The organism is Janthinobacterium sp. SUN120 (genome assembly GCF_030397735.1).
Classification (GTDB): Bacteria; Pseudomonadota; Gammaproteobacteria; order Burkholderiales; family Burkholderiaceae_D; genus Janthinobacterium; species Janthinobacterium kumbetense.
Genome location: NZ_JAPUBW010000002.1, coordinates 1,155,825 through 1,170,118 on the forward strand (window position 1 = coordinate 1,155,825; position 14,294 = coordinate 1,170,118).

A 14,294-nucleotide genomic window follows, 5' to 3' on the forward strand; every position below is an offset into this window, starting at 1 on the left:
TAGGATAAAGTTTGCTGCCAGTTCCCTGTCTACCTGCGGGAACCACCATCTTCGAACCTGCCGACTACGCAAATTCGACACTGTTACGTTACTTACACCTCATCGGCCACGATCCGCGGGAAGCGCAGCAATTCCTGTCCACCGGCTGTTGCCAGCCGCCTCGGCAAAAATTCCTGCATCGACCGCGTTGGGAGCGAGAGCCTGGCGCGGCTTGCCAGCGTCTGCGAGCCTTGCCCGCAACGCCGAAAACGCCAGTTGGCCCTGGCTGCCGACACGATCCACCGCGCCGATCAAGAGCCTAACTTACTGAAAACAAATACTATTTACGAAACAGAACTAGCTTGCCAAAGCACACAATACTTAGCATTTAATTATAGCACGCGAAAAATGTTTTTCCAGTGCGCGCCATACCCTCAAGGCAAGGTTAGCGATTCACCAACTCGGCATCGCGCTCGCGCTCCAGCGCCCCCTGCTCCTGCATGATTTCGCGGTAGCGTACACCAATTTTCTCGGATGGCAAACCCGACGCAAACAATTGCTGCAATTCCGCCTTCAAGGCATTCAATTTGATCTCGCGGATGGTGCTCACCAGCCACGACAATTCGCTGTCGTAATCGGATTCCGTGCCGGCCGCGATCTCGCCGATGATCTCATCGTACTCGCTGCCCAGCTCCTTCAACTGCTGCGCCAGCGCGGCAAAACTGCCGTGCTCGCCCAACGCCTGGCCCACGGCCACCAGCTGTCCCAGGCTGTGCGCCGCATCCGGCCCCAGGTGCTGGAAGGCGGCCAGGGCAGCTTCGTCGATGCGCATCGTCAGCGGCGGATGCGCCACCAGCATGCGCATGATCTTCAATTCCAGGCCGACAGGCACGGGGCGTCCCGATTTCGGCGGCGCGCGATGCGCCACGGCAACGGGTTTCGCCAGCTCGAACAGGGCTTCGATCTCGGCCGGCGTAGACTGCGTCAGCTGCGCCAGTCCCCGCACGATCTGCAGGCGCAGGGACGACGGCGCCATCAGCTGCAGCAGCGGCTTGGCGTCGAACTGCACGCGGGCGCGCCCTTCCGGCTCCGACAGATCATGCTCGCCCGACACTTCTTTCAGCAAAAATTGCGACAGCGGCATGGCTTCATGCACTTGCTGTTCAAAACCTTCGGCGCCGAATTCGCGGATGTAGCTGTCCGGATCGTGTTCCGACGGCAAGAACAGGAATTTGATGGTTTTATTGTCCGACACGTGGGCCAGGCTCGCTTCCAGCGCGCGACGGGCGGCGCGGCGGCCGGCCTTGTCGCCGTCGAAGCTGAAAATCACGTTATCCGTCTGGCGCAGCAATTTTTGCACGTGGGTGGGCGTGCACGCCGTGCCCAGGGTTGCCACGGCTTGCGGGAAACCCATTTGCGCCAAGGCAACGACGTCCATATAGCCTTCCGTCACCAGCACATAGCCGGCGTCGCGGATGGCCTGGCGCGCCTCGAACAAGCCATACAGTTCGAAACCCTTGGAAAACAAGGGGGTTTCCGGCGAGTTCAGGTATTTCGGTTCGCCATGGTCGAGCACGCGGCCGCCAAAGGCGATGACTTGCCCCTTGGTATTGCGAATCGGAAACATGATGCGTTCGCGGAAACGGTCGTAGCGCTTGCGGTTGTTGCCCTCTTCATCGACCTTGTCGATCACGAGACCAGCCTCGGCCAGCGCCACCACGTCGTAATCGGGGAAGACGGAACGCAGATTGTCCCAGCCGCCGGGCGCGAAACCCATGCCGAAGCGAGCGGCCACTTCGCCCGTCAAGCCCCGGTTTTTGAGGTAGGCGATGGCTTCCGGCGCGTGGCGCAATTGTCCGCGGTAATAATCGCACGCCTGCGTCATGGCGTCGGACAGGGCCAGGCTCTGCGCCTGGATCTGCGCGCGCTGGGCTGGCGGAATTTTATCGTCCGCTTCCGGCACGACCATGCCCACGTTCTGCGCCAGGTCCTTGACGGCGTCGACAAAGCCCATGCCCGAGTACTCGATCAGGAAGCCGATCGAGGTGCCATGCGCGCCACAGCCGAAGCAGTGATAGAACTGCTTGGTGGGGCTGACGGTAAAGCTGGGCGATTTTTCACTGTGGAAAGGGCACAAGCCCATGAAATTGGCGCCACCTTTTTTCAGTTGCACATAGCGCCCCACGACGTCGACGATATCGACGCGGTTGAGCAAATCGGAAATGAAGGATTGAGGTATCACTGGCTAGGGCGGGTCTTGTTATAGGTCAGACTATACTACCGCACGCGGCCTGAGGTTGAGCCAGGTCAACGTGTGGGCTGTTAACAGGCTGCCAGCGCGACGGCTGGCAGCCCTTGCTACTATTGTATGCTTACGCTGCCGGCGTCAAGGCTTTCTTGACCAGGGCGGACACCACCGTCATGTCGGCGCGGCCAGCCAGCTTCGGCTTGACGATGGCCATGACCTTGCCCATGTCTTGCGGACCGGCGGCGCCCGAGGCGGCCACGGCGGCAGCCACTTCGGCCGCCACTTCTTCTTCCGACAGGCCCGCAGGCATGTAGCCGATCAGGTGTACCAGCTCGGCTTTTTCAATGTCGGCCAGGTCGGCACGGCCACCGGCTTCGAACTGGGTGATCGAATCCTTGCGCTGCTTGATCATCTTTTCCACGATGGCCGTCACGTGGGCATCCGTCAATTCGATGCGCTCGTCGACTTCCTTGCGCTTGATTTCCGCCAGCAACAGGCGAATCGTGCCCAGCTTGCCCGCTTCCTTGGCGCGCATGGCGTTTTTCATGTCTTCGGTAATTTGTTCTTTCAAGCTCATGGCAATCCTCGTGTTGGTAAGTGGGGTTCGATGCTGATCTGTGCTCTCCAAGCAGGCAGCCACAAAAGCGAAAACCCGCTGCGGCGAACCGGAGCGGGTATGCGACTCATCTGAAGTATCACTTCAGGCGAATCAAAACAAAACCCGTGGCGAACAATGCGCCGAACTACCCGGGTTGGTTCTGACTGGACAGTCTTAGAATAATTTTTTCGGCAGTTGTTGGCTGCGGATGCGTTTGTAATGACGCTTGACAGCAGCTGCCAGCTTGCGCTTGCGCTCAGCTGTTGGCTTTTCGTAGAATTCGCGTGCGCGCAATTCGGTCAGCAGACCCGTTTTTTCGATGGTGCGTTTGAAGCGACGCATTGCGACTTCGAACGGCTCGTTTTCTTTAAGGCGAATAGTGGTCATGTAAAATTCAAACCGTTGAGGTGGTGTATAGGAAGAGATAGATAGTAGCAGCTTTTATTCGGAAAGGGAAGCCCCTCCCCCACTTGCGTGCGGCATGCAGCCTGCGGTCGCTGCCGGAATGTGGCGTAAACCACGCACCGGGGTCGGCGCACCGGGCGCCAGAACCCCATCCTACAGACTTGCTTACTGCAAGGCAATACCTGCCGCCACGCCGGAAGCCCACGCCCACTGGAAGTTGTAACCGCCCAGCCAGCCCGTCACATCGACCGATTCGCCGATGAAATACAGGCCCGGCACCTTATTCGCCATCATGGTCTGCTGCGACAGTTCGCGCGTGTCGATGCCGCCACGCGTCACTTCCGCCTTGCGATAGCCTTCGGAACCGTTCGGCACGATGGACCAGGCATTGATGGCCTGGCCCAGCTTGCGCAGCTGCGCGTCGGGCATGTCGGCGATGCGCGCATCCGGCGCCAGGCCGTTGACGGCCAGCAAACAGTCGGCCAGGCGCTGCGGCAGCCATTGCGCGACGATATTGCCCAGCTGCTTCTTCAAGGTGCCCTTACCTTCGATCAAGGTCTGCGCCACGTCCACTTCCGGCAACAGGTTGACGACGATGGGCTCGCCCGGCAGCCAGTAGCTGGAAATCTGCAGAATCGCCGGGCCCGACAAGCCGCGATGCGTGAACAGCAAATCTTCGCGGAAACGCGCGCCCGTGGCCTTGCGGCCTTTCAGGCTGCCCGTTTCCACATCCACTTCCAGCGCGATGCCGGACAGTTCCGCGAACGGCGCCCAGCTGGTCGGGTCGAACGTCAGCGGCACCAGGGCCGGGCGCGGTTCGACCATCATCAAATCGAATTGCTTGGCGATGCGGTAGGCGAAATCCGTGGCGCCGATCTTCGGGATCGACAGTCCGCCCGTGGCGATGACGATGCTGGCCGTCTCGATGTCGCCGCTGTCCGTCTGCAGCACGAAGCCGCCATCTTCCTGTTGGGCAACATTATCGATCTTGCACGGCATGCGCCAATGCACGCCGCCTGCGGCACATTCGTCCTTGAGCATCTCGATGATCTGTTCGGCCGATTCATTGCAGAATTGCTGGCCCTTGTGCTTTTCGTGGTAGCCGATCCGGTATTTTTTCACCAGCGCGAGGAAATCCTGCGGCGTATAGCGCGACAGGGCGCTCTTGCAGAAATGCGGGTTTTCCGAGAGGAAATTTTGTGGCGTAGCGTTAATATTGGTGAAATTACACCGTCCACCACCCGAGATGCGGATCTTTTCGGCCAGCTTGGCCGCGTGATCGATCAACACCACGCGCTTGCCTTGCTGGGCGGCAACAGCCGCACACATCATGCCGGCCGCGCCCGCGCCGATCACTGCCACATCAAATTGTTTTGCCATAAGAATTCCGGTCACCGCTGATTACAAAGACGCCATTGTAAACTGCGGCGGCGCGGCTAGCGCGGCCGTGCTGCAATCTGTCGCGATGCCATCAGACATTGCTCCACCTGCTCGGCGATCGATGGCGGCACGGGCACCTCGCCGCGCAGCACGGCGGCGATCCAGGCGGCCGTGGTGGCCGCATCGCGCTCGGCCGGCAAGTGCGGCAACTCTTCCACCAGCAACTGTTTTTCCACCAGCACCGTGCGTTCGCTCCCGTGAAACCAGTCGATCTGCTGCGCCTTGTTGGCGTTGGCCACCGTTTCGCCTTCCGTGCCGCGCATCAGGAAAGCGTCGCCGCGCGCCGGATCTGATGCCATCAGGAAATATTCACCGAGCATTTCCAGGTATTCCGGGTGCGTGTATGACACCAGGCGCAGGGCGGGACCGGCGAACGGCTGCATGATTTTCACCAGGGTGTGCGTGGAATTGCGCACGCCCAGCACGCGCCGCAGGGACAGCATGTGCGCCAGGCGCGGCGCCAGCGCAGCGATGGGCAGGAAGGCGGCTTCCCCGCGCGCCATGGCGGCCTCGGCCTGCGCATGGTCCGGCGAGGCAGGCACGCCCAGCGCGGCCAGCACTTCGGCCGTCGTGATGCGGCCCGGGTCGCCCGTCACGCCATGCACGAGCACGGGCGCCCCCGCGCGCGCCAGCAGCAGCGCCAGCAGGGCCGTCAGGTTGGCCATCTTGCGGGCGCCGTTGTAGCTGGGAATGATGATCGGGGCAAATGCACCGGCTGGCGCGGCCAGCGGCGCGAACGATGCCTCAGCCGCGTCAAGGAAGCCGGCGATCTCGTCCACGGATTCGCCTTTGATGCGCATCGACAACAAAATGCCGCCCAATTCCAGGTCCGACACGCGGCCCTCGAGCATGGCGCGGTACAGGGCGCGGGCGTCATCGCGCGTCATGCTGCGCGCGCCGTTCTTGCCGCGTCCTATTTCCTTGATGAAACGTGCTGCGGGGAATGGCTCGCCGGCCACATCGGTATGGGGGATGGAAACAGTCGTCATGGCGCCAGTTTACACGGATTCTCCCCCTTGCAGACGGGCTGGAAGCCGCCATGGACGCCAATGCAACAGTCTTTCAAGCTATTTCTTGGATGGAACTGCATCCAAACGCACCACCGCTGCGTATAAGACTGCACAGGAGGACTCATCATGGAACACGCAAGCAAACAGGAAACGGCCTTCGTCGGCATCGAAACGAGCAAGCTGCTGCTGAAAGCCGTGCTGCTCTCGGGCGGCGAAGTGCTGTGCAAGGTGCTGGAAAACGACATGGCCGGCTACCGCTGGCTGCGCAGCTGGCTGCAAAGGAACGACGTGTCCGTCATGGGCTTGCGCGTCTGCATGCGCGTGAACGAGCCGCACAGCGAGGCGGCCGCCAGCGCGCTGGCCGGCATGGGCATGCTGGTCTGCGATGCCGAGCCCGGCCGGCTGGAAGCGTATGCGCGCGGCTGCGGCCTGCCCGGCGGCGCGGTGCGCGGCGCCGTGGTGCTGGCCAAGTATTGCGCGGCAGCACGCCCTGTCCCCTGGACGCCGCCTTCGCCCGCCTACGTGGAGCTGCGCCAGTGGCTGCGCCGCCTGCAAGCCGTGCGGCAGCTGCGCCAGCAGGAAATGGCGCGCCTGGAAACCCATTTCCATGCGGGCCAGATTGCGCTGCATCAATTGCTGCGCCAGCAGATCGCCTGCCTCGATACGCAGATACGCCAGCACGAAAGCGCCATTCTTGCGCATGTGCGGCGCCATCCCGGCCTGTCCCGGCCACCCGAGCTGGCCGGCAATTACCCGCGCATCGCCCGCTACAGCGTTGGCGCCAGCCTGGCCGGCGGTCATTAAGCGCCCGGAAGCAAGGGGCCGGCGGCGTGTCGGCCCTGCCATAAAAACAACTCAGCCATTCCCGTTTTGGCCCCATCCCCGCCGCCAGGCCGCATTTCCGCTACACTATTGCCTCTTAAAGAACGCAATAGCGAAAGCCGAGCCAGAATCATGAATACGCCAGACATCGAAAATATCAACGTCACCTCTTTCGCGCCCATGCCGACACCGGCCGAACTGCACGCCAAGCTGCCCCTGTCGGAAAGCGCCTTCGACACCGTCAGCCGCGGCCGCGAAGCGCTGCGCAACATCATCGACCGCAAGGACCAGCGCCTGTTCGTCGTCGTCGGTCCGTGCTCGATCCACGACCCCGTCGCCGGCCTCGATTACGCGCGCCGCCTGAAAGCGCTGCAAGAGGAAGTCAAGGACACGATGCTGCTGGTGATGCGCGTGTATTTCGAAAAACCGCGTACCACCACGGGCTGGAAGGGCTATATCAACGATCCGTACATGGACGACTCGTTCAAGGTCAACGAAGGCATGGAAAAAGCGCGCCAGTTCCTGCTCGACGTGTGCGAACTGGGCCTGCCCACCGCCACCGAAGCGCTGGACCCCATCTCGCCGCAATACCTCGGCGACCTGATCGCCTGGACGGCCATCGGCGCGCGCACCACGGAATCGCAGACGCACCGCGAAATGTCGTCCGGCCTGTCGACGCCCGTCGGCTTCAAGAACGGCACCGATGGCGACATCAGCATCGCCGTCAACGCCATCCTGTCGTCGGCGCACCCGCACTCCTTCCTGGGCATTAACGGCGAAGGCAACGTCGCCATCGTGCGCACGCGCGGCAACGCATACGGCCACGTCGTGCTGCGCGGCGGCGACGGCCGCCCGAACTACGATTCCGTGTCGATCGCCATTGCCGAACAGGCGCTGGCCAAGGCCAAGCTGCCCGCCAACCTGGTGGTCGACTGCTCGCACGCGAACAGCTACAAGAAGCCGGAACTGCAGCCGCTGGTGATGGCCGACGTGGTCAACCAGATCCGCCAGGGCAACCGCTCGCTGGTGGGCGTGATGATCGAATCGAACATCGTCGGCGGCAACCAGAAGATCCCGCAAGACCTGTCGCAACTGACCTACGGCTGCTCCGTCACCGACGGCTGCATCGACTGGGACACGACGGCGACCATGCTGCGCGACGCGCATGCGCACTTGTTGAACCGCCCGGCGTAAGCCTCTCGCGGAGACGAAAAACGGCGCCCTGTGCGCCGTTTTTTTTCACACTGCCATCTGCACATGCGGCAGCACGGCGAACGATCCCGCCAGCGCCTGTTCCGCCTTGCTGGCCGGGATATTGAGTTCATTGACGTCCAGGTAGATGCGCCCGTCCAGGATGCGCACGGCGTACGTGCGCGCCATGCCCTGCATGGGCGCCACCAGGCGGCCCGAATCGAGCTCGATGATCCAGCTGTTCTTCGGCCCCATCAGGTTTTTCTCCATCAGCACCCCGTGCGCCAGCGGGCCTCCCAGGCAAGGCACCGTATCGAGCAGCGCGTACACCGTGTCATCCAGGGCGCGAAACAGCGCCACGCCGGGCAAGTCCTGCCACGCCAGGCCCCGCTGCACCATGCGCGCGCCCGCCGGCGGCATGTCCTTCAGGCGGCAAATCATTTTCCATTGTTCCGACATCGCGAACTCCCTTGAGAAAGGCACACGCCTGTCTAAGCAAGAGCGGTGCCAGTGCCGCACAGGCGAAAAATGGCCAACATGCGGGGAAAAAACCCGCCGCGGCGCACTGCGCAAGTGCACACTGCCGCCGAAATGGTGCGCCCGCCGCACGGTGGACCAGCCGGCTTTCCTTTACAATGGCGGATTACTCCTCCCTATTCAGTACCTTCATGATTGTTCTTGGCGTCGAATCCTCCTGTGACGAAACCGGCCTGGCCTTGTACGACACGCAACGCGGCCTGCTGTCGCACGCCCTCTACTCGCAAGTAGCCATGCACGAGCAATATGGCGGCGTGGTGCCGGAACTGGCGTCGCGCGACCATATCCGCCGCGCCATCCCGCTGCTCGATGAAACCCTGGCCAAGGCCGGCATCACCCTGCCCGAGATCGACGCTATCGCCTACACGCAGGGTCCCGGCCTGGCCGGCGCGCTGCTGGTCGGGTCGTCCGTCGCCTGCAGCCTGGGCCTGGCCATCAACAAGCCGGTGCTGGGCATCCACCACCTGGAAGGCCATCTGCTGTCGCCATTGCTGGCGTCGGAACCGCCGGAATTCCCCTTCATCGCCCTGCTGGTCTCGGGCGGCCATACGCAGCTGATGCGCGTCGATGGCGTGGGCCAGTACACGATGCTGGGCGAAACGCTCGATGATGCGGCCGGCGAAGCGTTCGACAAGTCGGCCAAGCTGCTGGGACTCGGCTATCCGGGCGGCCCCGCTATTTCGCGCCTGGCCGAATTCGGCGACCCGCTGGCCTACAAGCTGCCGCGCCCGATGCTGCACTCGAAGGATTTCAATTTCAGTTTCTCCGGTTTGAAGACGGCCGTGCTGACGGTGGTCAAGAATCATGAAGAAAAAGTCATCGCGAATATCTGCGAGCAGGACAAGGCGAACATCGCGCGCGGCTTCGTCGACGCCATCGTCGACGTGCTGACGGCCAAATGCGTGGCGGCCCTCAAGCACACGGGCTTGAAACGCCTGGTGATCGCCGGCGGCGTGGGCGCCAACGCGCAATTGCGCGCCTCGCTCAACGCGGCGGCCGCCAAGAAACGCTTCAAAGTGTATTACCCGGAGCTGGAATTCTGTACCGATAACGGCGCCATGATCGCCTTTGCCGGCGCCATGCGCCTGCAAATCAACCCGCAGGCGGCCAAGCACGATTACTCGTTCAATGTGCGCCCGCGCTGGCCGCTGGACGAAATCCGCGAAGTCTGATCCCCACCGCTCACTCCAGCAGGAAATTGCGCGCGCCCGCCAGGGCCGCGCTCTCTTCCACCGTTTCATCCTTCAATTCCACGCCCGACAGCTGCCGGCTGAACGCCTGCGAAAGCAGATAATGCAGCCGGTACGCGGCCTGCGCATACGCCAGCCCTTCCGGGCGCACGTTCGAGATGCAGTTGCGGCGCTCGTCCAGCAAGCCTGTTTTTGGCGCCCACGTCAGGTACAGGCCCAGGCTGTCAGGGGAACTGAGGCCCGGCCGCTCGCCGATCAGCACCAGTACGGCGCGCGCCTTCAGCAACTCCCCTATTTCGTCGCCGATGGCCACCCGTCCCTGCGCCACGATGTGCAGCGGCGACAGCGTCCACGCTTCCAGCGCCAGCCGTTCGCGCAAGGCGGCCAGGAAGGGCGCCGCGTGGCGCTGCACGGCCAGCGCCGACAGGCCATCGGCCGCCACCAGCGCCAGGTCGGTTCCCGTGGCGCCGGCGGCCAGGCGCGCACGCGAAGCATCATCGAGCCGGCGGCCCAGGTCGGGCCGCTGCAGGTAGTCGGCACGCGTGGCGGCGGCGCTGTGCAGCTGCACGCAGGCTTGCCCCTGTTCCGCCAACGCCTGCGCCAGGGCGTCGCCATCGAGCGCCAGGTGCACGGCGTCGCGCGCCTGCGCGTGGGCCAGCTGGAACGCCAGCTGCGCGCTGGTCGGCACGCTCACGCCGCAGCGCCCCAGCGCGATGCGCGCCGCCGTATGCGCGCGCAACGTCTGCCACGGGCTTTTCTCGTCCATGTATCCTCCCTAATCGCCCAGGCGCAGCAGGGCCGCCTGGAAGGCGGGCGCCAGCGCCGTGTTCAGATTACCCTGCGCATCCGTGATCCGCATGCGCGCCAGCCAGGCCGCGAATTCGGGCGCCGGACGCAGGCCCAGCACGCGGCGCGCATACAGGGCGTCGTGGAACGAGGTGCTCTGGTAGCCAAGCATGATGTCGTCCGCGCCCGGCACGCCCATGATGAAATTGCAGCCGGCCACGCCCAGCATGGTCAGCAAGGCATCCATGTCGTCCTGGTCCGCTTCCGCGTGGTTGGTGTAGCACACGTCGCAGCCCATGGGCAGCCCAAGCAGCTTGGCGCAGAAATGGTCTTCCAGCCCCGCGCGCATGATCTGCTTGCCGTCGTACAGGTATTCGGGGCCGATGAAGCCCACCACGGAATTGACCAGCAGCGGCTGGAAGGCGCGCGCCACCGCATATGCGCGCGCCTCGCACGTCTGCTGGTCCATGCCGTGGTGTGCGCCGGCAGACAGGGCGCTGCCCTGCCCCGTCTCGAAATACATGACGTTGTTGCCCACCGTGCCGCGTCCCAGCGACAGCGCGGCCGCCTGGCCCTCGGCCAGCAGGGACAAGTCGATGCCGAAGCTGCGGTTGGCCGCCTGCGTGCCCGCCACCGACTGGAACACCAAGTCGACGGGCGCGCCGCGGCGTATCGCCTCGAGCGTATTGGTGATGTGCGTGAGCACGCACGACTGTGTGGGAATCTGATATTGATCAATGACGGCATCGAGCAGGTGCAGCAGCGCGACCACCTGCGCCACATTGTCGGTGGCCGGATTGATGCCGATCACGGCGTCGCCGCTGCCCAGCAGCAGGCCATCGAGGATGGAGGCGGCAATGCCCGTGGCGTCGTCCGTCGGATGATTCGGCTGCAGCCGCGTGGACAGGCGGCCTTCCAGGCCCAGGGTATTGCGAAAGGCCGTGACGACACGGCACTTGCGGGCCACCAGCACCAGGTCCTGCAGGCGCAGGATTTTTGAGACGGCGGCCGCCATTTCCGGCGTGATGCCGGCGGCGACCTGGGACAGCGTTGGCGTATCCGTCGCGTCGTCCAGCAGCCAGTCGCGGAAATCGCCCACGCACAGGTGGGAAATCGGCGCCAAGGCGGCGCGCTCGTGGCTGTCGATAATCAGGCGCGTGACTTCATCGTCTTCGTACGGCACCAGCGCCTCATTGAGAAAGGTCAACAAGGGCACGTCCGCCAGCGCCAGCTGCGCCGCCACCCGTTCGCGCGCGCTGGCTGCCGCCACGCCGGCCAGCACATCGCCCGAACGGGGCGGCGTGGCCTTCGCCAGCAGCTCCTTCAGGCTGGCGAAGGCATAGGTATGGCTGTCTATCGTATGGCTGAAACGGGGCATGGTTCGGTTCCTCCCATCCCCATCTTACGCCAACTTATAAACTGCGCAGCGCCCCTTCCAGCTGTGGGTAGCGGAAGGCAAAGCCCTCGCCCAGCAGCCGGCGCGGCGCGACCCGCTGGCCTTCCACCAGCAAGTCGGCCTGCTCGCCCAGCATGGCGCGCATGACGAAGGCCGGCGTGGGCAGGAAGCTGGGGCGGTGCAGCACGGCGCCCGCCACTTGGGCGAAGCGGCGCTGCTCGATGGCTTCCGGCGCGCAGAAGTTGTAGGCGCCGCTGACGGTGGCATCTTCGCTGCGGCGCGCCAGGTGGGCGATGCCGCGAATCACGTCGCGCACGTGCACCCACGTAACCCACTGCTTGCCGCTGCCCAGCGGGCCGCCCACGCCAAAGCGGATCGGCAGCAGCATCTGCGGCAGCGAACCCTGGTGGCCGAAGACGAGGCCAAAGCGCATGCAACCCACCTGCACGCCAAATGCCTCCGCCTGGCGCGCGGCCGCTTCCCATTCCTGGCACAGCTGCGACATGAAGATGGCTTGCGGCGCGCTCTCCTCCGTCAACTCCGTCGCGTCGCCCTGCGGCTGCACGCCGTAATAGCCGATGGCCGATGCCGACAGCAGTACGCGCGGCTTGTGCTGCGCGCGGGCGATCCACGCCACCAGTTCCTGCGTCAGCGCCACCCGGCTGCGGCGCAGCGCCGCCTTGCGCGCCTCCGTCCAGCGCCGCCCGACGATGCGCGCGCCGGCCAGGTTGACCACCATGTCGATGCGCTGCGCATCCGCCAATGCGTCCAGCGAATCGATGCAGCGCACCTGGCCATCGAAGGTCCAGGCGGCCTGTTTCGGCTGGCGCGTCAGCACCGTCACCGCATGCCCATCGGCCAGCAAGGCGCTGACCAGTTGCTGGCCGATGAAACCCGTGGCGCCCGTCACCAGCACGGACTGCGGCGCGGCGGCAAAGCGCAGGTGCTCTTCCTGCTCTTGCTTTTCCTGCACCTTGCGCCGGCCCAGCTGCCACACGGCATACGCGTCGCGCAGGCCGGACAAGCCCACGCCCACGCCGCACAGGGCGAGGAAGACGCTGAGCCAGCCATACGGCTGCCACACGAGGGCCGTCGGCAACGTGGCCCACTCGCTGCTGTTCAGGGCCAGCAAGGCGATGAAGGCGCCCGCGTTAATCGCCAGTACCGTGTGCGTGACCCGCTCCGTGGCGGGCAAGAGGCGGGTCTGGTCTTCCACGACGAAATCCCACAGGGTCAGCACGATTTCCACGCCAAACACGATGACCAGCACCCAGGCCCAGGCGCCATGCCACTCCCAGGCGGCCAGGCCCACGAACAGCAAGCTGTAGATCAGGGCGCGCGTGGCATGGATGGTCAATTCCAGCCGTGCGGACGCCTTTTGCGGCAGCGCCTCCGTGATTTCATGGTGGTAGATGGTGTCGAAGGCGCCCAGGCAGCCTTGCGCCGCCATCAGTTGCAGGGCCAGCAGATGCGTATTCATGGTGTTTCCTTCATTTCCGGTGCGGCGGACTCGCGGAACACGCCCGCCTGGGTGAACGTGGTGCCGAACAGCGCGTGGCGAATCTCGATGCGGATGTTGAACTGCTGCGGCGTCTCGTTGCGGTGGCACAGATAGGTCTTGCCGGGCGTGAGCACGCCGGGCAGCGGCATGCGCCAGCCGAACAGGTCCCAAAAATAGCCGTCGCTGGTGAAGTGCAGGTTGCCATCCTCGACGTGGAGCAGCAGCTTCATGCCCAACCCCATGCCCACGTATTCGAGCACTTCGCCCTTCGCGCTTTCGGCCATGTAGGAGGTGAAGCGGATCGGCGCGCGCCCGTGCAGGCGGTAGGTGCGCTGCTTGAAGATGAAGGGGCAGCCGGGGCGCGAATAGACTTCGATATCAACGGGGAAGTCGTGGTCGTCATGGGGAATCAGCGCGCCATCGATGAAGGGGCGCGTCAGCCAGCCGAGGCATTTCCCCAGGCGCGAGCTGGTGAGCTCACTGAGTTCACCGCGGTAGTACAGGGGCTGGCCCGGCGCGGGATTTTTCTCGAAGCGGCGGCGGATGTCCGGGTGCAGGGTCAGCCACTGCTCGCCCATCACCTTCTTGAACAGTTCTCCTTCCGAGGGGCTGTTCATGATTCCCCGCGCTTGCCCGGTTTGTCTTCCGGGCTGAGGAACTTGGCCACCTTGCCGCCCATCGACAGCATGCGCTGCAGGGTCGCCGGCGGCAGGTTTTTATAGTCGCTGTAGGTGCTGCTGAGCATTTCCAGAAACGCCAGCACTTCACCCATGCGCTCCAGCGTCGCCGGCGGTATCGCCGCATCGTGCTCGCCCTCGATCGCGCATTCGCGCAACACCGTCAGGGTGGGGTCGATCTCGCGCCGCTTGCGCTCTTCCATGATGACGCGGAAGATTTCCCACACATCCTGCAATGCCACGAAATGGTCGCGCCGGTCCCCCATCACGTGCGTAATGCGCGCCAGGCCCCAGCTTTGCAATTCCTTCAGGCTGTTGCTGACGTTCGAGCGGGCCACGTTCAGGCTGGCCGCGATGTCTTCCGCCGTCAGCGGTTCATTCGCCAGGAACAGCAGCGCGTGGATTTGTGCCACGGTGCGGTTGACGCCCCAGCGGGTACCCATTTCCCCCCAGTGCAGAATATATTTTTGCGTGGTTGGACTCAATTCCATGATTTTCTCTTATTTCTGTCGTT

14 protein-coding genes are annotated in these 14,294 nt (G+C 63.9%); 3 read left to right on the forward strand and 11 right to left on the reverse strand.

Annotated features, from left to right (window positions below; genetic code table 11):
* Positions 1–424: 424 nt before the first annotated feature.
* The 5 genes from dnaG to ybiB all read right to left on the reverse strand — a co-directional run bounded on the left by dnaG (position 425) and on the right by ybiB (position 5,659).
* Entirely contained in the window at positions 425–2,221 is a 1,797-nt protein-coding gene (gene dnaG / locus O0879_RS14885) for a DNA primase (RefSeq protein WP_099666643.1), read from the reverse strand.
* Between the two features lie 130 nt (positions 2,222–2,351).
* Positions 2,352–2,804: a GatB/YqeY domain-containing protein gene (locus tag O0879_RS14890; protein WP_076567823.1), complete on the reverse strand. Its 453-nt coding sequence runs from the start codon at positions 2,802–2,804 to the stop codon at positions 2,352–2,354.
* A 195-nt stretch (positions 2,805–2,999) separates the two neighbouring features.
* Complete coding sequence (rpsU, locus tag O0879_RS14895) at positions 3,000–3,212, reverse strand: 30S ribosomal protein S21 (protein ID WP_008451879.1); 213 nt, start codon at positions 3,210–3,212, stop codon at positions 3,000–3,002.
* 183 nt (positions 3,213–3,395) lie between these two features.
* A complete protein-coding gene (locus O0879_RS14900; RefSeq protein WP_289917129.1) occupies positions 3,396–4,610 on the reverse strand; it encodes an NAD(P)/FAD-dependent oxidoreductase in 1,215 nt (404 codons plus the stop codon).
* A 56-nt stretch (positions 4,611–4,666) separates the two neighbouring features.
* On the reverse strand, positions 4,667–5,659 hold the full coding sequence (gene ybiB, locus O0879_RS14905; RefSeq protein WP_289917132.1) for a DNA-binding protein YbiB: 993 nt from the start codon (positions 5,657–5,659) through the stop codon (positions 4,667–4,669).
* Between the two features lie 147 nt (positions 5,660–5,806).
* Here ybiB and O0879_RS14910 point away from each other — a divergent pair, with 147 nt between their 5' ends.
* Complete coding sequence (locus O0879_RS14910; protein WP_289903662.1) at positions 5,807–6,484, forward strand: hypothetical protein; 678 nt, start codon at positions 5,807–5,809, stop codon at positions 6,482–6,484.
* 150 nt (positions 6,485–6,634) lie between these two features.
* Entirely contained in the window at positions 6,635–7,696 is a 1,062-nt protein-coding gene (locus O0879_RS14915; protein WP_099666639.1) for a 3-deoxy-7-phosphoheptulonate synthase, read from the forward strand.
* Positions 7,697–7,741: 45 nt separating this feature from the next.
* Here the strand turns inward: O0879_RS14915 and O0879_RS14920 are convergent, their stop codons facing one another.
* Entirely contained in the window at positions 7,742–8,152 is a 411-nt protein-coding gene (locus tag O0879_RS14920) for a nitrite reductase (NAD(P)H) small subunit (RefSeq protein WP_289917134.1), read from the reverse strand.
* 209 nt (positions 8,153–8,361) lie between these two features.
* On the opposite strand from O0879_RS14920, the gene tsaD reads away from it, so the two are divergent.
* Entirely contained in the window at positions 8,362–9,402 is a 1,041-nt protein-coding gene (tsaD, locus tag O0879_RS14925) for a tRNA (adenosine(37)-N6)-threonylcarbamoyltransferase complex transferase subunit TsaD (RefSeq protein WP_251351735.1), read from the forward strand.
* Between the two features lie 10 nt (positions 9,403–9,412).
* Here tsaD and eutC read toward each other — a convergent pair whose 3' ends face one another.
* The 5 genes from eutC to O0879_RS14950 are packed head-to-tail and all read right to left on the reverse strand — an operon-like array spanning position 9,413 to position 14,271.
* Complete coding sequence (gene eutC / locus O0879_RS14930) at positions 9,413–10,186, reverse strand: ethanolamine ammonia-lyase subunit EutC (protein ID WP_289917137.1); 774 nt, start codon at positions 10,184–10,186, stop codon at positions 9,413–9,415.
* Between the two features lie 9 nt (positions 10,187–10,195).
* A complete protein-coding gene (locus tag O0879_RS14935; RefSeq protein ID WP_289917139.1) occupies positions 10,196–11,584 on the reverse strand; it encodes an ethanolamine ammonia-lyase subunit EutB in 1,389 nt (462 codons plus the stop codon).
* Positions 11,585–11,618: 34 nt separating this feature from the next.
* Positions 11,619–13,082, reverse strand: a complete 1,464-nt coding sequence (locus O0879_RS14940; RefSeq protein ID WP_289917141.1) for a TIGR01777 family oxidoreductase — start codon at positions 13,080–13,082, stop codon at positions 11,619–11,621.
* Positions 13,079–13,720 carry a DUF4166 domain-containing protein gene (locus O0879_RS14945; protein ID WP_289917143.1) on the reverse strand — a complete coding sequence of 214 codons (642 nt, stop codon included), beginning with the start codon at positions 13,718–13,720 and terminating at the stop codon, positions 13,079–13,081. Before O0879_RS14945 ends, O0879_RS14940 begins: the two co-directional genes overlap by 4 nt.
* On the reverse strand, positions 13,717–14,271 hold the full coding sequence (locus tag O0879_RS14950; RefSeq protein ID WP_289898848.1) for a GbsR/MarR family transcriptional regulator: 555 nt from the start codon (positions 14,269–14,271) through the stop codon (positions 13,717–13,719). The genes O0879_RS14945 and O0879_RS14950 overlap by 4 nt, the downstream gene beginning before the upstream one ends.
* Between the last annotated feature and the right edge of the window lie 23 nt (positions 14,272–14,294).